Origin of the sequence: Xanthobacter cornucopiae (genome assembly GCF_043195065.2) — a bacterium.
Lineage (GTDB): Bacteria > Pseudomonadota > Alphaproteobacteria > Rhizobiales > Xanthobacteraceae > Xanthobacter.
Genome location: NZ_CM195531.1, coordinates 3,761,279 through 3,786,015 on the forward strand (window position 1 = coordinate 3,761,279; position 24,737 = coordinate 3,786,015).

At 71.0% G+C, this 24,737-nt stretch carries 21 protein-coding genes; 7 read left to right on the plus strand and 14 right to left on the minus strand.

The window, feature by feature from the left end:
- The first annotated feature begins 2 nt into the window (after positions 1-2).
- Complete coding sequence (locus V5F53_RS16555) at positions 3-1,511, plus strand: hydrogenase large subunit (protein WP_393994765.1); 1,509 nt, start codon at positions 3-5, stop codon at positions 1,509-1,511.
- A gap of 9 nt (positions 1,512-1,520) precedes the next feature.
- Positions 1,521-2,036, plus strand: a complete 516-nt coding sequence (locus V5F53_RS16560) for an NADH-quinone oxidoreductase subunit B family protein (protein WP_393994764.1) — start codon at positions 1,521-1,523, stop codon at positions 2,034-2,036.
- Positions 2,037-2,086: 50 nt separating this feature from the next.
- Here V5F53_RS16560 and V5F53_RS16565 read toward each other — a convergent pair whose 3' ends face one another.
- The 4 genes from V5F53_RS16565 to adh all read right to left on the minus strand — a co-directional run bounded on the left by V5F53_RS16565 (position 2,087) and on the right by adh (position 6,594).
- Positions 2,087-2,281, minus strand: a complete 195-nt coding sequence (locus V5F53_RS16565) for a hypothetical protein (protein ID WP_393994763.1) — start codon at positions 2,279-2,281, stop codon at positions 2,087-2,089.
- Positions 2,282-2,457: 176 nt separating this feature from the next.
- The gene (locus V5F53_RS16570; protein WP_393994762.1) at positions 2,458-3,417 is read right to left on the minus strand and encodes a PDR/VanB family oxidoreductase; all 960 of its coding nucleotides are present in this window, start codon (positions 3,415-3,417) and stop codon (positions 2,458-2,460) included.
- A gap of 183 nt (positions 3,418-3,600) precedes the next feature.
- Entirely contained in the window at positions 3,601-4,629 is a 1,029-nt protein-coding gene (gene adhP / locus V5F53_RS16575) for an alcohol dehydrogenase AdhP (RefSeq protein WP_393994761.1), read from the minus strand.
- 444 nt (positions 4,630-5,073) lie between these two features.
- Positions 5,074-6,594, minus strand: coding sequence for an aldehyde dehydrogenase (gene adh, locus V5F53_RS16580; protein ID WP_393994760.1), 1,521 nt, complete (start codon positions 6,592-6,594; stop codon positions 5,074-5,076).
- Positions 6,595-6,858: 264 nt separating this feature from the next.
- Here adh and V5F53_RS16585 point away from each other — a divergent pair, with 264 nt between their 5' ends.
- Entirely contained in the window at positions 6,859-8,823 is a 1,965-nt protein-coding gene (locus V5F53_RS16585) for a sigma-54-dependent Fis family transcriptional regulator (protein WP_393994759.1), read from the plus strand.
- Positions 8,824-9,152: 329 nt separating this feature from the next.
- Here V5F53_RS16585 and V5F53_RS16590 read toward each other — a convergent pair whose 3' ends face one another.
- The 10 genes from V5F53_RS16590 to V5F53_RS16635 all read right to left on the minus strand — a co-directional run bounded on the left by V5F53_RS16590 (position 9,153) and on the right by V5F53_RS16635 (position 19,724).
- Positions 9,153-10,385: a DUF1501 domain-containing protein gene (locus tag V5F53_RS16590; RefSeq protein WP_393994758.1), complete on the minus strand. Its 1,233-nt coding sequence runs from the start codon at positions 10,383-10,385 to the stop codon at positions 9,153-9,155.
- Between the two features lie 2 nt (positions 10,386-10,387).
- Positions 10,388-11,812: a DUF1800 domain-containing protein gene (locus V5F53_RS16595; RefSeq protein WP_393994757.1), complete on the minus strand. Its 1,425-nt coding sequence runs from the start codon at positions 11,810-11,812 to the stop codon at positions 10,388-10,390.
- 164 nt (positions 11,813-11,976) lie between these two features.
- A complete protein-coding gene (locus V5F53_RS16600; protein WP_393994756.1) occupies positions 11,977-13,200 on the minus strand; it encodes an MFS transporter in 1,224 nt (407 codons plus the stop codon).
- Between the two features lie 107 nt (positions 13,201-13,307).
- Positions 13,308-14,342 (minus strand): 4-hydroxy-2-oxovalerate aldolase, encoded by a 1,035-nt coding sequence (dmpG, locus tag V5F53_RS16605; RefSeq protein WP_393998847.1) that lies wholly within the window; start codon positions 14,340-14,342, stop codon positions 13,308-13,310.
- On the minus strand, positions 14,342-15,289 hold the full coding sequence (locus V5F53_RS16610) for an acetaldehyde dehydrogenase (acetylating) (protein WP_509212487.1): 948 nt from the start codon (positions 15,287-15,289) through the stop codon (positions 14,342-14,344). Before V5F53_RS16610 ends, dmpG begins: the two co-directional genes overlap by 1 nt.
- A complete protein-coding gene (locus tag V5F53_RS16615; RefSeq protein WP_393998757.1) occupies positions 15,286-16,092 on the minus strand; it encodes a 2-keto-4-pentenoate hydratase in 807 nt (268 codons plus the stop codon). Before V5F53_RS16615 ends, V5F53_RS16610 begins: the two co-directional genes overlap by 4 nt.
- Before the next feature lie 6 nt (positions 16,093-16,098).
- Positions 16,099-16,965: an alpha/beta fold hydrolase gene (locus V5F53_RS16620; protein ID WP_393998758.1), complete on the minus strand. Its 867-nt coding sequence runs from the start codon at positions 16,963-16,965 to the stop codon at positions 16,099-16,101.
- Position 16,966: 1 nt separating this feature from the next.
- Positions 16,967-17,527, minus strand: a complete 561-nt coding sequence (locus V5F53_RS16625) for a flavin reductase family protein (protein ID WP_393998759.1) — start codon at positions 17,525-17,527, stop codon at positions 16,967-16,969.
- Between the two features lie 11 nt (positions 17,528-17,538).
- Entirely contained in the window at positions 17,539-18,732 is a 1,194-nt protein-coding gene (locus tag V5F53_RS16630; protein ID WP_393998760.1) for an acyl-CoA dehydrogenase family protein, read from the minus strand.
- 50 nt (positions 18,733-18,782) lie between these two features.
- The gene (locus tag V5F53_RS16635; protein WP_393998761.1) at positions 18,783-19,724 is read right to left on the minus strand and encodes a 3-carboxyethylcatechol 2,3-dioxygenase; all 942 of its coding nucleotides are present in this window, start codon (positions 19,722-19,724) and stop codon (positions 18,783-18,785) included.
- Between the two features lie 307 nt (positions 19,725-20,031).
- Between V5F53_RS16635 and V5F53_RS16640 the strand changes: the two genes are divergently transcribed.
- The 4 genes from V5F53_RS16640 (at position 20,032) to V5F53_RS16655 (ending at position 24,735) form a co-directional block, all read left to right on the plus strand.
- On the plus strand, positions 20,032-20,886 hold the full coding sequence (locus tag V5F53_RS16640; RefSeq protein ID WP_509212489.1) for a DNA-binding transcriptional regulator: 855 nt from the start codon (positions 20,032-20,034) through the stop codon (positions 20,884-20,886).
- Positions 20,887-21,001: 115 nt separating this feature from the next.
- A complete protein-coding gene (locus tag V5F53_RS16645; protein WP_393998763.1) occupies positions 21,002-21,712 on the plus strand; it encodes a response regulator in 711 nt (236 codons plus the stop codon).
- Positions 21,709-23,031, plus strand: coding sequence for an ATP-binding protein (locus V5F53_RS16650; RefSeq protein ID WP_393998764.1), 1,323 nt, complete (start codon positions 21,709-21,711; stop codon positions 23,029-23,031). The genes V5F53_RS16645 and V5F53_RS16650 overlap by 4 nt, the downstream gene beginning before the upstream one ends.
- Before the next feature lie 78 nt (positions 23,032-23,109).
- Complete coding sequence (locus V5F53_RS16655) at positions 23,110-24,735, plus strand: efflux RND transporter periplasmic adaptor subunit (protein ID WP_393998765.1); 1,626 nt, start codon at positions 23,110-23,112, stop codon at positions 24,733-24,735.
- The last annotated feature ends 2 nt before the right edge of the window (positions 24,736-24,737 follow it).

Consider the following 24,737-nt stretch of genomic DNA (forward strand, 5'->3'; position numbering starts at 1 on the left):
GCATGCAGAGCCTCACCGCCCTTCTTTCCGCCGGCGCGCGCGGCGCGCCCGCCTGCCGCCCCTGGTCCCGCGCGGTGCTCGCCGCCGGCGACTGGTCGGCGCTGGCGGGCCACCTCGCCCAGGGCCGCTTCACCCTGGTGTCCCTCTGGGGCGACCGCGATGCCGTGCACATGGCGGTGCTGGACGAGGCCACCGGCGAGGCCGGCATCGCCACCTGCCCCTGTCCGGACCGGCGCTTTCCCTCGGTCGGGCGGGTGCATCCGCCGGCCCAGCGGCTGGAACGCGCGGTGCGCGATCTCTATGGCCTGGAGCCCGACCACGCGCCGGACGAACGGCCGTGGCTGGACCATGGCCGCTGGGGCATCGCCGCGCCGCTCGGCCCGGCCGCCACCGGCGCCCCGGCCGGGCCCTATCCCTTCCTCGCCGCCGAGGGCGCGGCGCTGCACCAGATTCCGGTGGGCCCGGTGCATGCCGGCATCATCGAGCCCGGCCACTTTCGCTTCAGCGCCCATGGCGAAACGGTGGTGCGCCTGGAGGCGCGCCTGGGCTACGTCCACAAAGGCATCGACGGCCTGATGGCCGGGGCCTCACTGGAAAGCGCGGCCGGCCTCGCCGGGCGCACCTGCGGCGACAGCACGGTGGGCTTCGCCCTCGCCTTCGCCCGGGCGGTGGAGGCGGCCCGGCGCACGCCGGTCCCCGCCCGCGCCATCTGGCTCCGGGCGCTGATGGCGGAGCTGGAGCGCCTCGCCAACCATTTCGGCGACGTGGGCGCCATCTGCAACGACGCGGCGTTCGCGCTCATGCTGGCCCATTGCAGCGTGCTGCGCGAGCGGGTGCTGCGCGCCAGCGAGGCCGCCTTCGGCTACCGGCTGATGATGGATGCGGTGGTGCCCGGCGGCCTCGCCGTGGACATCGACGCCACCGGCATCAGGGCGTTGCGGGGACTGGTCAAGACCGCCCGCGCCGCGTTCCCGGAACTGGTGAAGCTCTACGACGCCACCGCCTCCCTCCAGGACCGCACCGTGGGCACCGGCGTCGTCAAGGCCGCGCTGGCGCGCCGGTTCGGCGCCGGTGGCTTCATCGGGCGCGCCAGCGGGCGCGCGTTCGATGCGCGGCGGGCCTTTCCCTACCCGCCCTACAACCAATTGCCCTTCGCCGTTCCGGTGCGCCACGAGGGCGACGTGAACGCCCGCATCTGGGTCCGCATCCAGGAGATCGAGGAGAGCCTGTCCCTGGTCTCCCGCATCCTCGACACCCTGCCGGCGGGTCCGGCGCGGGCGGCGGTGGAGGCCGGCCCGGGCGAGGGCACCGCCCTGGTGGAAGGATTCAGGGGCGATGTGTTCGCCTATGTCCGGCTCGATGGCGCGGGGCGGGTGGACCGCGCCCACCTGCGCGACCCCTCGTGGTTCCAATGGCCGTTGCTGGAAGCCGCCATCGAGGGCAACATCGTGGCCGATTTCCCCCTGTGCAACAAATCCTTCAACTGCTCCTACGCGGGCCACGACCTGTAGAGGGCGGCAATGCGCAACATCCTGCTCAAGGGCCTTCTGGCCGGTCCCCTCACCGAGGCGGCGCCGGACGCCGACGAGATCGCGACGCTGGCCACCGCGCTCGGCGATGTCGCCACCGCCCGGCTCGGGCGCTCGCTCGCGATCCGGCAGGTGGATGCCGGCTCCTGCAACGCCTGCGAGCTGGAGATCCACGCCCTCTCCAACCCGTTCTACGATCTGGAGCGGTTCGGGCTGAGGTTCGTGGCCTCGCCCCGCCATGCCGACGTGCTGCTGGTGACCGGGCCCGTCACGCGGAACATGGAAGAGGCGCTGAGGCGCACCTATGCCGCGACACCCGCGCCCAAATGGGTGGTGGCGGCGGGAGCCTGCGCCATCGATGGCGGCGCATTCGCCGGCAGCTATGCGGTGCTCGGTGGAGTGGACGCGGCGCTGCCGGTGGACCTGCGCATTCCCGGCTGCCCGCCGAGCCCCCTGGCCCTGCTCAAGGGCCTGCTGAGCCTGATGCACGCCGCCGACGCGCGCTGACCGACCCCACCGACACCACGCCCCGGCCCCGAGCGGGTCCGGCCGCCGCTCTATTGCCGGCCGCCGGCCGCCTCGCGCGTCAGTTCCTCCACCTTCTGCATGATGGCGAGCCACGTCTGCTGGTCCTGCGTCTTCCCGCCGATCTCGAAGCTCTGCGCCATGCTGGCGGCAAAGCCCACGCCCTCGGCGCCGTACTGCTCGGCGATGATCCAGGCGGTCCGCCACAGGTCCTGCTCGCTCGCCATCGGCCGCCTCCTGCTGGATGCCGGCGGCCGCCGAGGCGGGCCTCTCCGGCGCCGGTGCTCAAAATTTCCCCGGCCACCGCGCTCTTTTTCACCACGCCGGCACCCCGCCGGCTGGTATCAAGAAACCTAAGGTCGCGGCCGGGCCCATCCCTCCGGATCGCCCCAGCCGCGACGTGTCAGATGTCCAACACCAGAAGGTCGCTTTTGGCACGCGACACGCACGCCAGCATCCAGCCCTCTTCGCGCTGGGCCGCGGACAGGCGCTTGTCGCGATGCTCCACCTCGCCCTCCAGCACCTTCACCTTGCAGGTGCCGCAGGCGCCCTGCTCGCAGGAGGTGGGGATCTTCACGCCCGCCGCCTCAAGGGCCGCGGACACCGACTTGTCGCCGGGGATCTCGTAGCTCTTGCCGGAGGAGGCGACCTTCACCGAGAACACCTTGTCCAGCAGCGGCGCCGGCGCCTTGCCGCCGAACCGCTCCATGTGGATGCGGTTGGTGCCGAACCCCTTCTGCTGCGCCACCTTGGATATGGGGTCCATCCACCAGTCCACGCCGCAGACGAACAGATGGGTGTCGTCCGGCCGGTCGGCGAGCAAGGTGGCCGGATTGAAGACCGGCTGAGTGCCTTCCAGATAGAAGGTGGTGTCGCCGGCGAAGCTGGACGCCTCGATGGTGCCCTTGAACGAGCCCGGCGAGCCGCCCGCGAACACATAGTGCAGCTCGAACGGAATCCCCTTGGATTTCAAGTGGTCGGCGATGCTCAGGATGGGCGTGACGCCGATGCCGCGGGCCACCAGCACCGCCCGCGCGGTGTCGCGCGGCACCTTGAAGCGATTGCGCGGAGCGCTCACCTGCAGGGTGTCGCCCACGTTCACCGCCTGGTGCAGGGCCACCGAGCCGCCGCGGCTGTTGGCATCCTTCCACACGCCGATGAGATAGCGATGGCGCTCGCCGGCGCTGTTGTAGAGCGAATACTGGCGCACCAGGCCACCGGGGATCGTGACGTCGATGTGCGCTCCGGGCGAGAAAGCCGGGAGCTCGGCGCCAGAGGGGTCCACCAGTTCCAGCGAGACCATGTTGCTCGCCTCGACGGTCTTCTTCGCTACGACGACCGGATGCAGGACATCGTCAGACATTCCAACCTCTCCATCGACCTAAAGTCGAGGAGAGAGGAGCAAGGCAGAGGCCAATTTTCGGGCGCCAAACCGACACTGCGCACCGATGATTAAATCTTAGGCAGAACCATCCCCGCCCCGCCGGGGACGGCCTGCGGCGCGAAAGCGGCTTCCGCCCAGGCGGAGCCGCTCCCGCGCCGGCCATCAGGCCTCGAAATCGAGGACGATGCGGCCCTGGATGTCGCCCTTGTGCATGCGGGCGAAGATGGTGTTGATGTTATCCAGCCGGTCGGTGTGAATGGTGGCCTTCACCTTGCCTTCGGCGGCGAAGTTCAACGCCTCCTGCAGGTCCAGCCGGGTGCCGACGATGGACCCGCGCACGGTGATGCCGTTCAGCACCGTGTTGAAGATGGACAGCGGGAAGTCGCCGGGCGGCAGGCCATTGAGCGACACCGTGCCGCCGCGCCCGACCATGCCGATGGCCTGCTCGAACGCCTTGGGCGACACGGCGGTGACGAGCACGCCCTGGGCGCCGCCCACCTCCTTCTTCACGAAGGCGACCGGATCGGCGGCACGGGCGTTGACGGTGAGGGCAGCGCCCAGAGTGCGCGCCAGTTCCAGCTTGCTGTCGTCGATGTCCACCGCGATCACGTTGAGACCCATGGCCTTGGCATATTGCACCGCCAGATGGCCCAGGCCGCCGATCCCGGAGATCACCACCCAGTCGTCGGGCTTGGTGTCGGTGACCTTCAGGCCCTTGTAGACCGTCACGCCCGCGCACAGGATCGGCGCGATGTCGGTGAACGAGACCGAGGCCGGCAGGTGCCCGACGAAGTTCGGGTCCGCCACCACATATTCGGCGAAGCCGCCGTTCACCGAATAGCCGGTGTTCTGCTGCTCCTCGCACAAGGTCTCCCAGCCACCCAGGCAATGCCTGCAATGCCCGCACGCGGTATAGAGCCACGGCACGCCGACCCGGTCGCCCTCCTTCACATGCTTCACGCCCGCGCCGACGCCCACCACCGTGCCGACGCCCTCATGGCCGGGAATGAACGGCGGCTTCGGCTTCACCGGCCAGTCGCCCTCGGCCGCATGCAGGTCGGTGTGACACACGCCGCTGGCCGCGATCTTGACCAGGATCTGCCCGGCCCCCGGGGTCGGAACCGGCACCTCCTCGATGGACAGGGGCTGTCCGAACGCATGGACGACTGCAGCCTTCATGGTCCTGGTCATGATTTTCCCTTTCGACCTCACGCGTGTGGATGCGCGCACCACTCCCCCGGCCCCCGCCCCGCTGCCGAGGCCGCGACGAGGCTGAAAGGGCGGCACCCGCGCCGCGCCCTCTACACGCCGGCCGCCGCGGGATGGCCAGCCGCGGTGGTGATTGCGGACTGGTGATTGCGAAACGACGATGCGGCGCGAACAGCCGGCACCCCGGCGGCCACGCCGCGAGACGGTTGGAACGCAGGGGACGGCAGAAGACGGCCACCGGAAACCAGGGGGAAGCTGGTCTCCGGTCTGATGCATGGCCGCCTGGTCCTCCTTGCGCGCTGGTGTCGGTGTCTCATCCGAGACGTCGCCGGCGACGGGCTGAAGTCCGCTGCTCACTCAACGACGCCACGAACCATCGGTTCCGTCCGGCGGGGCGGGAGCCCCCGCGCCCCCGCCGGGTTCGGATCAGAAGAAGCCGAGCTTCTTCGGCGAGTAGCTCACCAGCAGGTTCTTGGTCTGCTGGTAGTGGTCGAGCATCATCTTGTGGGTCTCGCGACCGATGCCCGACTGCTTGTAGCCGCCGAAGGCGGCATGGGCCGGATAGGCATGGTAGCAGTTGGTCCACACGCGCCCGGCCTCGATGGCGCGGCCGAAGCGGTAGGCGCGCGAACCGTCACGGGTCCACACGCCGGCGCCGAGACCGAACAGGGTGTCGTTGGCGATGTGCAGCGCCTCCGCCTCGTCCTTGAAGGTGGTGACGGACACCACCGGCCCAAAGATCTCCTCCTGGAAGATGCGCATGGAGTTGGTGCCGAGGAACACCGTGGGCTTCACATAGAAGCCGTCGGACAGGTCGCCCTCCAGCACGTTGCGTTCGCCGCCGGCCAGCACCTTGGCCCCTTCCGCCCGGCCGATGTCGATATAGCTCAGGATCTTGTGCATCTGCTCGGAGGACGCCTGGGCGCCGATCATGGTGGCCGGGTCGAGCGGCGAGCCCTGGGTGATGGCGGCGACGCGCTTCAGCGCCTTTTCCATGAAGCGGTCATAGATGCTCTCCTGGATCAGCGCGCGGCTGGGACAGGTGCACACCTCGCCCTGGTTGAGGGCGAACATCACGAAGCCCTCGATGGCCTTGTCGAAGAAGTCGTCGTCCTCCGCCGCCACATCGGAGAAGAAGATGTTGGGCGACTTGCCGCCCAGCTCCAGCGTTACCGGAATGAGGTTCTGGCTGGCATAGCCCATGATGAGGCGGCCGGTGCCGGTCTCGCCGGTGAAGGCGATCTTGGCGATGCGGGTGGAGGAGGCCAGCGGCTTGCCGGCTTCCAGGCCGAAGCCGTTCACGACGTTGAGCACGCCGGGCGGCAGGAGGTCGGCGATCAGCTCGGCCAGCAGCAGCATGGAAGCCGGGGTCTGCTCCGCCGGCTTCAGCACCACGCAATTGCCGGCGGCGATGGCCGGCGCCAGCTTCCACGCACCCATCAGGATCGGGAAGTTCCAGGGAATGATCTGGCCCACCACGCCCAGCGGCTCATGGAAGTGATAGGCGATGGTGTCGTGGTCGATCTCGGAGAGCGCCCCTTCCTGGGCGCGCACGCAGGCCGCGAAATAGCGGAAATGGTCGATGGCGAGGGGAATGTCGGCGGCCGTGGTCTCGCGGATCGGCTTGCCGTTGTCCCAGGTCTCGGCCAGCGCCAGCAGGTCGAGGTTTTCCTCCAGCCGGTCGGCGATGCGCAGCAGCACCAGGGCGCGCTCGGCGGCCGGGGTGCGGCCCCAGGCCTCGCGGGCGGCGTGGGCGGCGTCGAGCGCCTTCTCGATATCGTGCTCGTCGGACCGCGCCACCTCGCAGATCACCTTGCCGTTGATGGGCGAGATGTTCTCGAAGTAGCGGCCATTCACCGGCTCCACGAAGGTGCCGCCGATAAAGTTGCCGTAGCGGGCCTTGAAGGGCGAGGCTTTGTCCTTGGTCAGGAACTCTGGCTTATTCATGGTTTCCTCCCGTTTCTGGGTTCGCGCATCATATCGCACTCCCCGTGCCAGTTGCCGCCGCCAGCCCGAACTTTTGTTCTTGCAGTGCGGTAAGTTATTGCGTCACACCAACGTGCGGCAACACTTGGGGGCCTCCGGGCGGCCACCGCTGGACGGGACGCAAATCCTGGTGCAAGACTGTCGCCCATAAGAACAAAGTGGCCGCGACAGGTGTTGCAGAATGCGACAGGTGTCGCGTGGGAGCGAAACCGACCCGAGGTGCCGATGCTTCAGACCGTCCCGTTCTCCGAGGCCCACCTGTTCTCGGCCCAGGCCGTGGCGGAAGCGCGCCACCGTTTCTTTTCCGGCGAGGCGGTCGCGGACGGGGTGGCGCCGCCCATCCTGCGCTCCTGGACCCGCTGCGCCGCGCGCGGCCTGCCCACCGGCGGCCGGCTGCCAGCCGAGCCCCTCGCCGCCAACGAACTGCGCCAGCGCCGGGAGAAGGCCGAGGCGCTGCGCCGGCGCTGCCGCCCGGAGCTGGAGGCGCTTCACGCCGAGGCCGCCGGCACCGGCTCCATCGTCATCCTCACCGACCCCACCGGGCTGGTGCTGGACACGGTGGGCTCCGCCGATTTCGCCGACCGTGCGGCCAAGGTGGCGCTGCTGCCCGGCGTGAGCTGGAGCGAGACCGCGCTCGGCACCAACGCCATCGGCACCGCCCTGGTGGAACGCCGGGCGCTGGAGGTCCGCGGCGCCGAGCACTATGCCGAGGCCCATGGCATCCTGAGCTGCGCCGCCGCCCCCATCCTCGATCCGTTCGGCGAGGTGGTGGGCCTGCTCGACGTGTCGGGCCCGGCCGCCGTCGCCCAGATGCACGCGCTGGGGCTGGTGCGCCTGGCCGTGGGGCAGGTGGAACACCGCCTGTTCGAGGGCGCCTTCCCCGGGCATACCGTGGTGCGCTTCCATTCCGACCCCAGCTTCCTCGGCACCAGCCGCGAAGGCATCCTGGTGTTCGAGGATTATCGGCTGGTGGCCGCCAACCGGCCCGGCCTTGCCCAGCTCGGCCTCGGCTGGGACGCCCTCGCCAACCGGCGCTATGCCGACCTGTTCGACGGCAGCCTCGGCCGCGCCGGAGAGGACCGCCGGGTGCGCTCCGTCACCGGCGACACCCTGCATGTGCGGGTGGAGGCGCCCGCGCCGCAGGCGGCCGCGCCCCGCCCCCCCGCACCCCGCACCGCACCGCCGGCGGGCGCGGAGCCCTGCTTCGACCCCGCCACGCAACAGGCCCTCGGCCGCGCCATCCGCCTGCTCGACGCCGGCGTGCCGGTTCTGGTCCAGGGCGAGACCGGCGCCGGCAAGGAGGTGTTCAGCCGCCAGATGCACCGCCAGTCCAGCCGCGCCGGCAAGCCCTTCGCCGCCGTGAACTGCGCCGCCCTGCCGGAGGGCCTCATCGAATCCGAGCTGTTCGGCTATGAGGACGGCGCCTTCACCGGCGCCCGCCGCGCCGGCTTCAAGGGCCTGCTGCGGGAAGCGGACGGCGGGGTGCTGTTCCTGGACGAGATCGGCGACATGCCCCTGGCGCTCCAGACACGGCTTCTGCGCGTGCTGCAGGAACGGGAGGTGACGCCGCTGGGCGGCGGCCGGCCGGTGGCGGTGGACTTCCGTCTGATCTGCGCCTCCCACCGCGATCTCAAGCAGTTGGTGGATGGCGGCCGGTTCCGCGCCGACCTCTATTTTCGCATCGCCCAATATACCGTGGCCCTGCCGGCCCTGCGCCACCTGCCGGACCGCGAAGCGCTGGTGCGGCGCTTCTGGCGCGATCTGGACGGGAGCGCCGACGCCCCGGCCCTCTCGGATGCCTGCGTGGCAGCGCTGGCGCGCCAGCCCTGGCCCGGCAACTTCCGCCAGTTCGTGGGCACGCTCAAGGTGCTGCACGCCCTCGCCGAGCCCGGCTGCACCCTCGACCTCGACGCCCTGCCCCCCGAGATGCGGGACGACGCCGAGACGCAGCCGCCGGCCGCCGCGCACGCAGCCCCGGCCGTTTCGGCGAGGCCCGAGGCCACCGGCGGCGACGCCGCGAGCCCGGCGGCGGCAGACAACCTCAACGCGGTGACGCGGGCCACCATCCAGGCCGCACTGGCGGCCTGCAACGGCAACATCTCCATGGCGGCGCGCCGGCTCGGCATCCACCGCTCCACCCTCCACCGCCATCTGGCGGCCGGCGGCGGACGCCCCGGCAAGCTGTCCTGAGACGACCGCTGACGCGCGGCCGATCCGCCGCGCCAAGCATCGGCTCCCGCGCTCGATCCGCCCCAGGGGCAGGCAGGGGGCAAGGACAAGCGGCCGACCGCGAAAACGGTAACGCGCCATCCCCCGCCAGCGGGGCCAAGCGGCCCTGGGACATGACGGGAGCCCCTTTCGCGAGGGGCTCTCGCCGGAAAGGTTTTGCCCGGCGCCCCGGGTCATGCCAAAGGCTCGTGAGCGTGACTCCTTGGCCTTTGGTCAAGCCCGCGCGGCGCTTGAGCGGAACCATCTGAGTGGACCCACTTGGCACCGGTCGAAAACCGCGGCCGATGGTATCACCCCCGCAGCAGGCCGCGCAGGGGCGCGACGCCGACGCTCTGCGGAAACACCTGGCCCGCCAGCAGCGCCGGGCTCAGGTCCAGATGGTCCTGCAGCAGCCCCTTGAGCACCGCGCGCAGGTCCAGGGTGGGCGCCAGGTCGCGCCCCTCGAACAAGGCCGCCTGCGACAGGCCCGGCCAGTCGGCGATCACCCGGCCGCCGGCCACCGCGCCGCCGGCCAGCATGGCGATGGTGGCGGTGCCGTGGTCGGTGCCGCGCGATCCGTTCACCCGCGCCGTGCGGCCGAACTCGGTGATGAACAGCACCGCCGTGTCGCGCCACACCGGGCCCAGCCCCTCCTCCAGCGCGGCAACGCCTTGATCGAGGGATTCCAGGGTCTTGGCGAGGCGCCCGTCATAGGGGCCCTGCTCGGCGTGGGTATCCCAGCCGTTGAAGCTGATGGCGCCGATGCGCGGCCCGTCGCTGGCGGCCATGAGCAGGCCGGTGGTCTTCATGGCGTTCGGGAACCCCGCCGCGCTGTCGGCCGCCCGCGCCTTCTCGCCGACCGCCTGCACCCCGAGCAGGCGACCATCCACCTGGGCGCCGGCCGACAGGGCCTCGGCCAGCACCGGATCGCGCGCCTCGTAAAGCCGCATCAGCCGGCGCAGGGTGTCGTCGTCCACATAGTTGAAGGCCTGGGGCTGCCAGCTCTCCACCGGCGCCGCCCCGCGCATGATGAGCGGTGCCGTGGGCGCGACGGCGAGGCCCGCCGGCCCCTTCAGCCGCGCGCCGATCTCCACATGCTCCAGGGCCCGGTTGAGCCACCCGGTCTCGGCGCGCCCGCGAAAGTCAGGCAAGCCGCTCTCCAGCATCGCCTGGGCGTCGAAATGGGAGCGCTCGCGATAGGGCGTGGCGACCGCCTGGAACAGCAGCAGCTCCTTGCGCGCATAAAGGCCGCCGAGATGCTTCAGCGCCGGGTTGAGGGCGAACAGGGAATCGAGCGGCAGCGCCTGCGCCAGGTGCGGGCTGCGGAAGCCGGCCCGCAGCGCCTCGAAATCCGGATCGCCCACCGGCATCACAGCCGCCAGGCCGTCGAGGCCGCCGCGCAGCACCACCACCAGCAGGCGCGGGTCGCGCCCCGCCGCCGCCCAGGCCCGCGGCGCATAGGGCCAGGAGAAGAGCGTCGATGTCGCCAGCGCCGCCCCGCCCGCGGCCAGGAAAGAGCGCCGTGTCAGACCACCAGCAGCCATCGTCACCTCCTCTGCAGTTCGGGGCTCATGATGAGCAGGGTCAGGGCCTGTTCCTGGCTTTCCGCCTGGAGCAGGGTGGTGCGGGTCTCGTCGCTGAGCACGCCGCGCAGCGGCCCATCGGCGATCTGGCGGATGTCGATGGCGGCATGAAACGCACCGGCGACGCTGCGCGCCCAGTCGAGGCGGGTCTTGATGCCGTCGGCGGTGGCCCAGGCGTTGTCCTCGTCCGGCCAGCCCTTGGGCGAGGGGGCGCTGAAATAGGGCTGGCCCATGGCGGCCAGGGCCTGCTCCACCGGCGGCTGGTTCGGCACCGCGTTCAGCAGCCGCGCCACCACATAGACCAGTTCCATGGGTGAGCGCACCTTGCGCGGCGGCAGGCTCCAGGCCTCGTCGGAGCGGACCATCACGCGCACCACCTCGCCCAGGTCGCCGTCGGTGCGCTGGAACGCCTGCGCCATGCGCGCCACCAGCTGCGGCGGCGGCTCCTCGCTGAGGAAGGCGCGGCACATGCGCGTCGACACATGCCGGGCGGTGGCCGGATGACGGGCGAGATCGTCCAAGACCAGCTGCAGCTGCTCGCCGCCCACATCGGGATAGGTCTTGCCGAGCACGGTTTTCGGGCCCGGCTCGTGGTGGGCCGGCTCGAACGCGCAGGCGCCATAGGTGTCGCGCTTGAAGTTCGTCACCATGGACCAGCCGCTGAGCACGGCGGCGAAGGCGGTGACGTCGGTCTGCGTGTAGCCGCCCTGGCTGCCGAGCGTGTGCAGCTCCAGGATCTCGCGGGCGAGGTTCTCGTTCAGCCCATGCCCGCCCTTGAGCCCGGTGCGCGAATTGGGCCCGAACGAACGGTCGTTGTCGAGATAGATCAGCATGGCCGGGTGGGTGACCACCTTGGACAGCAGCACCCGGAACGGGGCGAAAACGTGCGGGCGCAGGGCCTCCCGCTCGAACGGGCCGACCAGCGGCGCCAGCACGCTCTTGCCGCTCTGCGCCACGGTGAAATAATCCGACCAGAACAGCACCAGCCGTTCCGGCAAGGCCTCCTTGTGGGCCAGGGCGCGTTGCACCCGCACCCGGAACTCGTCGCCGGACTTGATCCAGCGCACCGGCGCGCCGTTCTCCATCACCGCCATGGCGGCGGGCGCCGGGGCGGCAACGGCCGGCGCGACCTCGGCGCCGCCTCCGGCCATGGCGCGGTTCGCCGCTTCGGTCTGCGCCTTCTGCTGCCGCGCCGCCTCGCGCAGGGTGCGCCAGCGCCGCACGTTCTCCTGGCCCGACAGCAGCCGGTCACTGAGGCCGGTGGCCGGGGAAACGCCGATCTGCGCTTCCACCCGCGCGCGCGCGTCGGGCCCGGACCAGTCGCCGGACAGGTCAGGACCGAGCCCGAACCGCGCCGCGGCGGTTGCCAACGGGTTTGTACTGTTCATGCGGATGCCCTTGCGTCGCCGGCTGCAGCGCCTGTCGGCGCCGGCGCAAGATCACCCCAACATCGGGCCGAAAACATGACCGCGCCGCCCCGCGCCATCGGGAGGCGGCGCCGGGCCGGCCGGGCCGGGGCGCCTCGCCAAGGGGAAGCGCCCCGGCCGCCGGGTCAGTGCCCGGCCTCGAGAACCACCGCCCCCACCGGCCGGAACCGCAGCGCGATCAGCGCCAGCGTGCCGACACCGCAGGCGAGAATGACCGGGACCATCAGCAGCATCACGTCCGACGGCGTGCTGCCATAGGCCACCAGCGCCCCCGCCAGCAGCGGACCGGCCATGGACCCGAGGCGGCCGACAGCGACCACCAGGCCCACGCCCGTGCCCCGGATCTCCATCGGATAGCATTGCGGGGCCACGCCGTAGAGCACCGACTGCACGCACAGCACGCCGCCGCCCACCAGCGCCACGACGCTCAGGGTCAGCGCCAGCACCGGCGGCAGCACGCCGAGCAGCGCGAGGGCCGCCGCCACGAAGGCGAACGCGATGCCGATCGCCGGCAGGCGCCAGCGGCTGTCGAGCAGGTGCCCGCCGATGAGGCTGCCGGCGACCCCGCCCAGGCTGTAGAGGATCTGCGCCAGGGACGCCTCGCTGCGCGAGAAGCCATGCACCACCAGCAGCTGCGGCAGCCAGTTCATGAGCAGGTACACCACCATCAGGCCCAGGAAGAAGGTGATCCACAACAATACAGTGGTTCCCATCGCATCCGGGCGGAAGATCTCGGTCCAGGCCACGCGCGGCGCCGGCCCGTGGGGCGCGATCTTCAGCGGCGGCAGGCCGGCGAGGATCGGCGGCACCAGCAGCAGCGGCAGCAGGCCGCCCACCAGGAAGATGGAGCGCCAGTCGTCGCCATGAAAATCGAGCAGGGCGACGAGGCTCGCCACCGCCGCGCCGAGCGGCATGCCCGCGTACATCAGCGCCACCGCCCGACCCTTGCGCTCCGGAGCGACCGCCTCGGAGGCGATGGAGACAAGGTTGGGCAGCGCGCCCCCAAGACCGACGCCAGTCAGGAACCGCAGGCCGATAAGCATTTCCACCGAGGTGGCGAAGACCGTGGCGAGGGAGGCGATGCCGAAGGCCAGAAGGGCGATGACGAGCCCGGCCCGGCGCCCCCAGCGATCCGCCGTGTAGCCGCCGGCCAGCGCGCCGAACATCAGCCCCAGCGTCGCCGAGGAGAAGAACAGGCCCATCTGCTGGGGCGTCAGGTGGAACACCGGCGCGATCTTCGGCGCAGCGACGCCGGCCGCCTGCAGGTCGAAGCCCTCGATGGTCGCGGCGAGAAACACGAACAGGAGCGCGCGGTTGCCCGCGGCGCCGGACGGCAAGGCATGGGTCATGGTTTTCTCCCTGGCGCGCGGGCTTTTCGCCCGCGTCTGTTGTGCCGCCGCGCATCGGCGCGGCGGGGACGAGACCTTCGCCCCCCTGGGGGCGGAACGGGCGGGCCCTACTCTGCGGCGTTGCGCGCGTTGAGGATGTCGAGGGCGACGTCGAGGATCATGTCTTCCTGTCCGCCGACCATGCGGCGGCGTCCGAGCTCGACCAGGATCTCGCGGGTGTCGACGCCGTAGAGGCCGGAGGCGGTCTCGGCGTGGCGCAGGAAGCTGGAGTAGACGCCGGCATAGCCCAGCGCCAGGCTCTCCCGGTCCACCCGCACCGGGCGGTCCTGCAGCGGGCGCACCAGGTCGTCGGCGGCGTCCATGAGGGCGTAGAGGTCGCAGCCGGTGGCGATGCCCTTGCGGTTGAGCACCGCGATCAGCGCTTCCAGCGGCGCGTTGCCGGCGCCCGCGCCCATGCCGGCCAGCGAGGCATCCACCCGCACCGCGCCCGCGGCGATGCCGGCCACCGCATTGGCCACCCCGAGGGTGAGGTTGTGGTGGGTGTGCACGCCGATCTCGGTCTGCGGCGCCAGCGCGTCGCGCATGGCCCGCACGCGGACGAAATAGTCCTCCGGCAGGAGCGCGCCGGCCGAATCCGTCACGTAGACGCATTCGGCGCCGTAGCTCTCCATCAGCTTGCCCTGCTCCACCAGCTGCGCCGGCTCCAGCATGTGGGCCATCATCAGGAAGCCGACGGTGTCCATGCCCAGGGCGCGGGCGGCCTCGATGTGCTGGCGCGAGACGTCGGCCTCGCTGCAATGGGTGGCGATGCGCACCGAGCGGGCGCCGGCGGCATGCGCCGCCTTCAGGTCGTGCACGGTGCCGATGCCCGGCAGCAGCAGCACGGTGGGCACCGCGTGGGTGCACACCTGCGCCACCGCGGCGATCCATTCGGCATCGTCATGGGCGCCGAAGCCGTAGTTGAAGGTGGAGCCGGTGAGGCCGTCGCCATGGGTGATCTCGATGGCGTCCACCTTGGCCGCGTCGAGCGCCCGGGCGATGGCGCGGGCGGTGTCGAGGGCGTACTGGTGGCGCACGGCGTGCATGCCGTCGCGCAGGGTCACGTCCTGGATGTAGATCTTGTCCGGGTTGGGGCGGGCCATCACGCGGCCTCCTTCGCGAGCATCTTGGCGGCCCAGTGGTCGGCGGTGACCAGGGCGGCCGAGGTCATGATGTCGAGATTGCCGGCATAGGCGGGCAGGTAGTGCGCGGCGCCCTCCACCTCCAGCAGGATGGTGGTCTTGAGGCCGCTGGAATAGCCGATGCCGGGAATGCGCACGGGCGCGTTGTTGCCGATCTCCTCGAACTGCACCTTCTGCTTCAGCCGGTATCCGGGCACGTATTTCTGGACCGTGGCGGCCATCTCCTCGATGGAGGCGGCGATGGCGTCGCGGTCGCCGCCCTGGCTGAGGGTGAAGACGGTGTCGCGCATGATCGGCGGCGGCTCGGCGGGATTGAGGATGATGACGGCCTTGCCGCGCTCGGCACCGCCCAGCACCTCGATGGCCTTGGAGGTGGTCTCGGTGAATTCGTCGATGTTGGCGCGGGTGCCGGGGCCGGCCGAGCGCGAGGAGATGGAGGCGACGATCTCGCCATAGATCAGGCGCCGGGTGGCGCGCTTGACCGCATACACCATGGGGATGGTCGCCTGGCCGCCGCAGGTGACCATGTTGACGTTGGGCTGATCGATGTTGGCGTCGCCATTGATGGCGGGGATGGTGAAGGGGCCGAGCGCGGCCGGGGTGAGGTCGATGACCTTCTTGCCGTCCTGCTGCAGCAGCGCGTTGTTGCGGATGTGGGCGCCGGCGGAGGTGGCGTCGAACACCACGCCGATGTCGCCGTAGCCGGGCATCGCCCGCAGCCCCTCGATCCCCTCATGGGTCACCGGCACGCCGAGCCGCGCCGCCCGCGCCAGCCCGTCCGACTTCGGATCGATGCCCACCATCGCCCCCATCTCAAGATGGCGCGACGTGCGCATGATCTTGATCATCAGGTCCGTCCCGATATTCCCCGAACCAATGATCGCTGATTTGATCCTGGGCGCGCTCATGCGTCCTTCTCCGCCGTGCTGTGCGTTCCGATGGAAATCTTCACCGTGCCAAGGCCGCCGATGCGCGCCGTCAGCACGTCGCCGGGCACGGCCGGCACCATGGGGCCGAGCGCCCCGCTCAGGACCACGTCCCCGGCCTTCAGCGGCATGTCGAGGGCGGCGCAGGTGCGCGCCAGCCACAGCACCGCCGTCGCCGGGTTGCCGAGGCAGGCCGCCCCGCCCCCGAACGACGCCGCCGTGCCGTTGCGCTCCAGCACCATCGCCAGCCCGGCGAGATCGACGCCGTCGAGCCGGCGGACCGGGCCGCCGATCACGTAGCAGCCGCTGGAGGCATTGTCGGCGATGGTGTCGGAGATGCGGATGTCCCAATTCTGCACCCGGCTGCCGACGATCTCGATGGCCGGAGCCACGAAGTCGATGGCGCGGACGAGCTCGGTGGGCGTGACATCGCGGGCGAGGATGTCGCGCCCGAGGACGAACGCCACCTCCGCCTCCGCCTTCGGTTGCAGGAGACGGGCGAAGGGAACCTCCTCCCCGTCGCCATATTCCATGTCCGCGAACAGCACGCCGAAATCCGGCTGGTGCACGCCGAGCTGCTGCTGGACCGCCTTCGAGGTCAGGCCGATCTTGCGGCCGACGAGCCGCCGTCCCGCCTCCAGGTCGCGGCGGGTGTTGAGGAACTGGACCTGATAGGCGGCGTCGAGATCGAGCCCGATCAGGTCGCGCACCGGCTCACACGGCCGGCCGTCGCGCGCGGCGGCCGCCAGCCGGTCCGCCGCCGCTTGAATGGAATGCGCGGTCATCTGCGATCACCTTGAAAGGAACTGGAGCACGAGGGCGTTGAACGCCTCGGCATGCTCCCACTGGGCCCAGTGGCCGCAATTGTTGAACACGTGCAGCTCGCTGCCGGAGATGCCGGCGAGCAGACGAAGGCCCGCGTCCATGGGCACGAACCGGTCGTTGCGGCCCCAGACCAGCAGGGTGGGCGCCGCGATCTCGCCGAGGCGGGGGCCGAAATCGGGGAACTGCTTGGGGTTCGCCGCCAGGCTGGCGACGAAATTCTCCAGGTGGTCGCGCCGCTTGAGCATGTTGGCGAGTCGCGCCTGAAACAGCTCCTCGGTGAGGTCGCCCGGATCGAACACGAACACCGCCATCATCGCCTTCAGGTTCTCGATGGTCGGCGCGCGATAGAGCGCATTGAGGAGCTTGATGCCCTCGGTCGGCATGGGCGTGAACGGGCTGACGCCGCCGGTGCCCCCCCCCATCAGCACCAGCCGGCCCACGCGGCCCGGATGATCCAGGGCGAAGGCGACGGCGCTGTGGCCACCCATGGAATTGCCGAGGATATGCACCCGGTCGAGCCCGAGCGCATCGAGGACCCCCGCCAGAACCCGCGCGTTGAGGTGGGACCGCGATCCACCGCAGACGATGCTGTCGCTTTTGCTCCAGCCCGGACAGTCCAGCAGGATCACCCGATAACCCGCCGCCGCGAGCGGTTCGATGTTGCGATTGAAATTGGCCCAGCCGGAGGCGCCCGGCCCGGAGCCGTGCAGCATCACCACGCTGGCGCGCGCGGCGCCGGGATCGCAGTCGTTGTAGTGGATGTTCAGCTCGCGCTCGCCATCGCGCACGCGCACGAAGCGGCTGGTCTCGGCTTCGGTAAAGGGTTGGACCATGTCAGGATTCCAGCGGGCTGGCGCGGTGAAAGGCGCCGTTCACATAGATCAGCGGCACGCCGCCGGCGGGCTCGGGGGCGGCCAGCACCTCGCACAGGAAGGCGTGATGGGTGCTCTCGTCGAACACCTTGACCACCCGGCAGTCGAAGGTGGCCAGCGCCCCCTCCAGCGCCGGCGCGCCGGTAATGTGCGTCCGCCACTGCCCGTGCTCGAAGCGCGCCGGGCCGAACACGCCCTCCACCATGCCGGCGAACACCCGCGCCAGGGGCTCCTGGTCGGCGGCCAGCACGTTGATGCACAGGGCGCCGCTGGCCAGGATGGCGTCTGCCGCGGCCACCTTCTTGTTCACCAGCACCACCATGCGCGGCGGATCGACGGTGACCGAGCACACGGCGGTGGCGGTGAGCCCCACCGGCGTCTCGCCATCGCGGGTGGTGATGACCGACACGCCGGAGGCGAGATGGCGCATGCCGCCGCGATGCAGGTCGGCGCTGACCACGGGCAGGCCGTTGAGGTCCGCGTTCGCCGCCCAGTCGAGGCGCTGATTGATGTGGGATGTCATGACGGGGCCTTTCACGCGCGCACGCCGAACGGGTTCGCCGCCGGCATGGGATTGCCCAGCATCTGGCCACCGAGGAGGTCGCCGATATTGTCCTGGTTCTGGGTGATGTGGTTGGCGCCCACCAGGATGTCGCGCAGCTGGCGTTGCATGGGATTGCTCAGCCAGACGCCGCGCGTCGATGTCTTCTTGAAGATCATGTGCGCCGCCTCGAAGCATTCGCTTCCGGTGAACTGGTTGGTGGCGAAGTGGCGCACGCGCACGTCGAGCGGCACCAGCGCGCCCTCGGAGGCGTAGCTCCAGGCCTCGTCGGTGTTGTGCAGAATGCGGCTCGCGGCGGCCAGGATCCGGGCCGAGGCCTCGCCCAGCCGGCCCTTGATGAAGGGGTCGTTGACCGCCGCGCCGATGGCCTGGTTCAGGTTCTGCCGCGGCTTCATGTGCTCGATGTAGAGATCGACCATGCCGCGGGCCATGCCGACGATGACCGATGAAACGGCGGCGTAGAACACGTAGAAGAACGGCATCTTGTAGAGATTTTCCACGTGGCCGTGGGTGTCTTCGCCATAAGCGGCGATGACGTGGCTGCGATAGGCGGGCACGAAGGCATCCTTCACCACCAGCTTCTTGCTGCCGGTGCCGGCAAGGCCCACCACGTGCCAGTCGTCCACGATCTCGAAGTCGCTCGCCTGCACCCAGAACGAGCGGAACACGCCCTCGCCGTTCTCCACCAGCCGGCCGCCCAGGAAGGCGCCGCCCCTGGCATGGTCGCAGCCCGAGGAGGTGAGCCACTCGCCGTTGAGCCGATAGCCGCCGTCCACCGCCGTCACCGTGCCGAACGGGGCGTAGGAGGAGGACACCAGGCGGCTGTCGTCCTCGCCCCACAATTCGTCGCCGCAGCGCGGATCGAGCAGGCCCACCTCGAACGGATGGACGCCCAGCACCATCACGTTCCACGCGCTCGACGGGCAGCCGCGGGCGAGCTCCATGAGCACCCGGTTGAGCACGTTCGGGCTCATCTCGTACCCGCCCCAGCGGCGCGGCTGGAGGATGCGGAAGAAGCCCGCCTCCTGGAACGCCTGGATGGTGTCCTCGGGCACCATGCGGGCCTTCTCCACCGCGTCCGCCTTCTCGCGCAGCCACGGGATCATGGCCTCGGCGCGGGCGACCAGCACGGCTTCGGTGGGGGTGCAACTCGACCGGTCCAACATCTGGGTTCCTCCTGGCTTTTCTTGCTGGGCGTTGACGGCTGACGGAGCGGTCAGCATGGCTCGGCGCTCATCACGCCATAGCCGGCGATCCATTCGTTGATGGGCCGGTAGTAGTCGCTGCGGGCGCGATAGCCGCCGGCGGCGGCGGCGAGCGCGGCGAAGGCCGCCACCCAGGTGCGCACCTCATGGGTGGAACGGCCCGCCGCCCGGGAGATGTCGTCGATGCTGAAGTCGTCCACGGCGTCGAGCCGGCCGGACAGCAGGAGATCGATGAATGCCTGGTCCCATGCCGCGTTGAGCGGCGTCTGGGGGCTCAGCTCGGTGCCGTAGATCTTGCCGGCGGCGATGGTGCGGGCCTGGCGCGCGGCGCGAGCCTCCGGCGTCGGATTGCGGCCGCAGATGAGGAATTCGCCGATGGCCTCGGGGGCGCCGTCGAGCAGCGGCACGGGCGGCTCGTGGGAAAGGCCGCCGGTGCCCACCACCAGCACCCGCTTGTCGAGGCCGGCGAGAAAGCGGCCCACCACCTCGCCCAGCCGGCGCACCCGGCGATAGGGCGCGAACGGCGGCGCCACCGAATTGATGATGATGGGGACCACCGGATAGCGGGTGAGGCTGCCGGTCAGCTCCTCCAGCGTCTGCGTGCAGCCGTGGTCCACCTGGAGCCGGTGGGACAGGGCGATGTCCACGTCGTGATCGAGGATGAAGCGGGCGAGGTTCTCGGCCAGCGTCTTCTCCACCGACAGCGGCCCCAGCCGGGTCATGTAGTCGCCGACCGAGGTCGCCGCCGTGGCGATGACGAACGGCGGCATCAGGTCATAGAACAGGCCGTTGTAGTGATCCGGCGCGAAGATCACGATCAGCTCCGGATCGAACGCCTCGACCTCGGCGCGGGCAGCGGCGATCACCGCGTCGACTTCGGCGACGACCTCGGGACCAGGATCGTTGAGCCCACGCAACGGCGTGTGCGACAGGCACTTGAGCGTGATGGTCATGATGGCTTCCTCAACCGTGGAAGCGGCCGGCCGCCATGGCGCGGCAGCGCGCTCCTCCCGTCCCGGTTGCGTTTTTCGTTGTAGGCGAGGCGCAGAATAGAAGCGGCGGCGGGTGCGCGGGAACAACAAACGCGGCTCTCGTGCACCACGTGCACATTGTTGAAAGAAAAAGATATTTTCTATTTCGCAATGCGGCGCGAAAGTCTGCCGCGCTGCGCAAGATCGAGCATTCGCGCGCCTTTTCGGGCGGATCGGCCGGCGCGGCGGACGCCGCCTCGTCCGGTGAGGCGCACGGATCTTTTGCGATATGCTGGGCCAAAAGCCGGAGGACCCCATGGCGGGCGAGAGCCCCTACAAGACCGTCCGCGGGCTGAGCCGCGGCCTGGCCTTGCTCAACATGCTGAACCGCGTCGACGGCGGCGCCACCGTGGCACGCCTCGCCGCGCTGACGCACCTGCACCGGACCACGGTGCACCGCCTGCTGGAGACCCTCAGCGATGAGGGCTACGTGCGGCGGAGCGGCTCGGATGAGCGTTATTACCTGAACCTCCGGGTGCGCGAGCTCAGCGAGGGCTTTCGCGACGAGCAATGGATTTCCGCCCTGGCATCGCCGCTTCTGGGCCAACTGCTGAAGGAGGTGGTGTGGCCGACCGACCTCACCACCCTCGACGTGGATGCCATGGTGGTGCGCGAGACCACCCACCGCTTCAGCAAGCTGTCGTTCCACCGCTCCATGATCGGACGCCGCCTGCCGCTGCTGCAGACCGCCAGCGGCCTCACCTATCTCGCCTTCTGTCCGCAGGCGGAGCGCGAGAGCATCATCGAGCTCCTCGCCCGGCGGCCGAAGGTGGAGTATCGCCTCGCCCGCGACCGGCCGGCGCTCGACGATCTGCTGGCCCGCGTGGTGCAGCGTGGCTATGGCGAGAACTACATGGCCTGGACCGAGGAGCCGAAGGTGGCCGGCATCGCCGTGCCGATCCGCGGCGGCGGCGGGCTGATCGGCTGCCTCGGCCTCGTCTACATGGCCTCCGCCATGAGCATCGAGACCGCCGCCGGCCGCCACCTCGCGGCCCTGCGGCGGGTCGTCGGGGAAATCGAGGCCGGCACGGCGCGGGCGGCCAAGCCCCCGGAACCGGCTCCGGGCGGCGGGGGCGAGGGGTGAGCCGCGCGGACATCACCGGCGCCGGGCGCCGGCATTCCTGTATCGCGCGGCCGCCACGCCGGGATAGAAGGAGGCCTCCGCGGCGCGCGGGGCGCCCCGAGGAGTCCATGACGCCGTGTCCCCCGAAGCCCATATCCTGATCGTCGACGACGACGCGGAGATCCGCCGCCTCGCCGGCAAGTTCCTGCGCGAGCACGGCCACAAGGTCACCTCGGCGCACGATGCCCGCGAGATGCGGGAGGCGCTGGCCACCGGCCCGGTGGACCTCGTGATCCTCGACGTCATGCTGCCGGGCGTGAGCGGGCTCGACCTGTGCCGCGACATCCGCCGCACCTCCAGCGTGCCCATCATCATGCTCACCGCGCGCGGCGGCGAGGTGGACCGCATCGTCGGGCTGGAGCTGGGCGCCGACGATTATCTGGCGAAGCCGTTCAACCCGCGCGAGCTGCTAGCGCGCATCCACGCGGTGCTGAGGCGCGCGCGCCCGGCCGGCGGCGCCGGCGCCTCCGGCACACGGCTCGCCTTCTCCGGCTGGACCCTCGACACCCGGCGGCGGGAATTGACCACGCCCGAGGGCGCGGTGGTGGACCTCTCCACCGGGGAATATGACCTGCTGCTGACCTTCCTGGAACACCCCCAGCGGGTGCTGACCCGCGACCAGCTGATGGACGCCGCCAAGAACCGCACCGCCACCGGCTTCGACCGGGCCATCGACATCCAGGTGAGCCGGCTGCGCAGGAAGCTCGACTCCCACGGCGGACCGGAGATGGTGAAGACGGTGCGCGGCGCCGGCTATTTCTTCGCCCCGGAGGTGGAGCGCACGTGATCCGCGCCCTCGACAGCCTCGCGGTGCGCACCGCCGTGGTGGCGGTGGCGGGCATCGTCGTCGTCCATGTGCTCAGCCTGTGGACCTATGAGCACGCCAGGGAGCGCGAGCGCCACGCCGCCCACGCCATCCGCCTCGCCGACCAGATCGTCGCGCTGCGCCGGTCGCTGGCGGCGGCGGCGCCGGACAGCCGCGAGGACGTGGCCCATGAGCTGTCCGGCGGCGCTGTCGATGCGCACTGGAGCCGGGAGGCAATGGCCGCCTCCGGCGCCCATGCCGGGGAGGGATGGCAACGCCTCGCCGACGACGTGCGCACGCTGGCCCCCGACCTCGGACCCAGGGACATCCAGGTGGGCGCGGGCAGCGATCCGCACCTCAGCCTGATCGCCGTGCGCCTGCCGGATGGAAGCTGGCTGAACGCGCGCCTGTTCGCCTCCGTGCCGCAGGCGGCGGGCACGCATGGGTCCTTGCTGTCCACCACGCTCATGGCGGCGGGCGTGCTGCTGCTGTCGCTGGCCATCGCCGCCTGGCTCACCCGGCCGCTGCGGGCCATGGCCCGGACCGTGGCGGCCCTGCCGCCCGCCGCGCCGATGGCCCGGCTTCCCGAGACCGGCCCCCGGGAGGTGCGGGAGCTGGCCCACGCCTTCAACGGCATGCAGGCCCGCATCGCCGAGCTGATGGAACGCCGCACCCAGGCCCTCGCCGCGGTCTCCCACGACCTGCGCACCCCCATGACCCGGCTGAGCTTCCGCCTGGAGGACGTGCCCGACGCCGGCCTGCGCGCCGCCATGGCCGCCGACGTGGCGGAGATGGAGCAGATGGTGGAGGCGACCTTGTCCTATCTGCGCGGCGAAGCCGCCAGCGAGCCGGTGCGCGCCCTCGATCTGGTGGCGCTGGTGGAAACCGTGGTGGACGACGCCCGCGACCGGGGCCGCTCCGCCGACCTCTCGGCGCCGCCGCGCCTGGTGGTCGAGGGCCGCCTCGTCAGCCTCAAGCGCGCGGTGTCCAACCTGATGGAGAATGCGCTGGCCTATGGCGGGACGGCCCATGTCACCCTCGTGGATACCGGCGCCGAGGCGGTCCTGACGGTGCGGGACAACGGCCCCGGCATTCCCGAGGACCAGCTCGCCGCCGTGCTCGAACCGTTCGTGCGGCTGGACGCCTCCCGCAGCCGCTCCACTGGCGGGGTGGGCCTCGGCCTCACCATCGCCCGGGACGCGGTGGCCGCCCATGGCGGCGCGCTGACCCTCGCCAACGCCGGGGGCGGCGGGCTCGCCGCCACCATCCGCCTGCCCAAGGCGCAGACTGAAACAAACTGATACAGACGCGATACGCGCCGTGACAGCCGGCGCGCTATCAGCTTCCCCTGCCGGATTTCACAACGGACGGGTCGAGGCATGGCGTTCCCCCTGCTGCGGACAGCAGTCATCGGCTTCTGCGGCCTGCTGGGCGCCATCGCGCTGGCGGTCGGCGCCAGCGCGCACGAGGGGCACGACCATGGCGCGCCGCCGCCCGCCCCCGTGACCGCGCTGGCGCCGCGCGCGGAAGCCGCAACCGCGGATTTCGAGCTGGTGGCGGTGCTGCGCGGCAACACGCTCACCATCCATCTCGACCGCTTCGCCGATAACGCGCCGGTGGAGGGCGCCACCATCGAGGTGGACACGCCTGCGGGCGTGCGCGCCGCGACGCCGGCCGGCCCCGGCGCCTATGTGCTCGCGGCCCCGTTCGCGGCGCGGCCGGGCGGGCACGATCTCGCCTTCACCGTCACCGCCGGCGACGCAGTGGACGTGCTCACCGGCACCTTGACCGTTCCCCCTCCGGCGGTGGACGCGCCTGCCGCCCCGCCGGCGGCCCTGGCGCAGTTCGGCGGGATTCCCGTGGCGATCCTGGCCGGCCTCCTGATCGGCTTCGCGGCGGGCGCGCTCGTCACCTCGCGGCGGCGGCGGGCCGGCGCGCTGCTCGTGGCCGGCGCCCTCGCCCTCGCCACCGCGCCGCAGCCCGCCCAGGCGGACGCTGCACCGGCGGCGGCCCGCGACGCCGCCCAGCGCCTGCCGGACGGCACGGTGATCGTGCCGAAGCCCAGCCAGCGCATCCTCGGCGTGCGCACCATCGTCACCGCTTCCGGCAGCTTCACCCGCAGCGTTGAAATGCCCGGCCGCGTGGTGCCGGATGCCAATGCCAGCGGCCTCGTCCAGGCCGCGGTGGGCGGGCGGCTCGCGCCGCCGAAAGGCGGCTTCAAGCCGCTCGGCGCCACGGTCACGGCCGGCGAGATCCTGGCTTTCGTGCATCCGCCCATCGGCGCCTCGGACCTCAAGGACCTGGAGCAGCAGGGCTACGAACTGGACCAGCAGATCGCCATCGTGAAGCGCCGCTACGAGCGCCTCTCCGCCATTCAGAACGCGGTCACCCGCCGCGAGGTGGAGGAAACCGCCATCGAGCTGAAGGGCCTTGAGACACGCCGCGCCAATCTGGAACGGGTGCAGCGCGAGCCGGAGGCGCTGCGGGCGCCGGTTTCCGGCGTCATCGCCACCGCCGATGCCATGGCGGGGCAGATGGCGGACCCCAATACGGTGGTGTTCCGCATCGTCGATCCCGGCCGGCTCTGGGTGGAGGCGCTGGGCTTCTCCCCCGACGCCGGCCGTTCCGGCGCCTCCGGGCGGCTGGCCGATGGCAGCGCCGTCCCCCTCGCCTTCCTTGGCGCGGGGATCTCCGATCGCGGCCAGGCCTTGCCCCTCCTGTTTTCCGTGACCGGGGGAGCGGAAGGGCTGCGTCCCGGCCAGCTGCTCACCGTGCTCGCGGAAGCCGGCCCCCCGCGCACGGGCATCGCCATCCCCCGCGCAGCGGTGGTGCGCGGAGCGAACGGCCAGTCCATCGTCTATGAGCACGTCGCCGCCGAGCGCTTCCTGGCGCGCGAGGTGAGGACGGAGCCGCTCGATGCCGGCCGCGTGCTGGTGGTCGCCGGCCTGCCGCCCGGCCGGCGCGTGGTCACCGAGGGCGCCGCGCTCATCGACCAGATCCGCTGAGG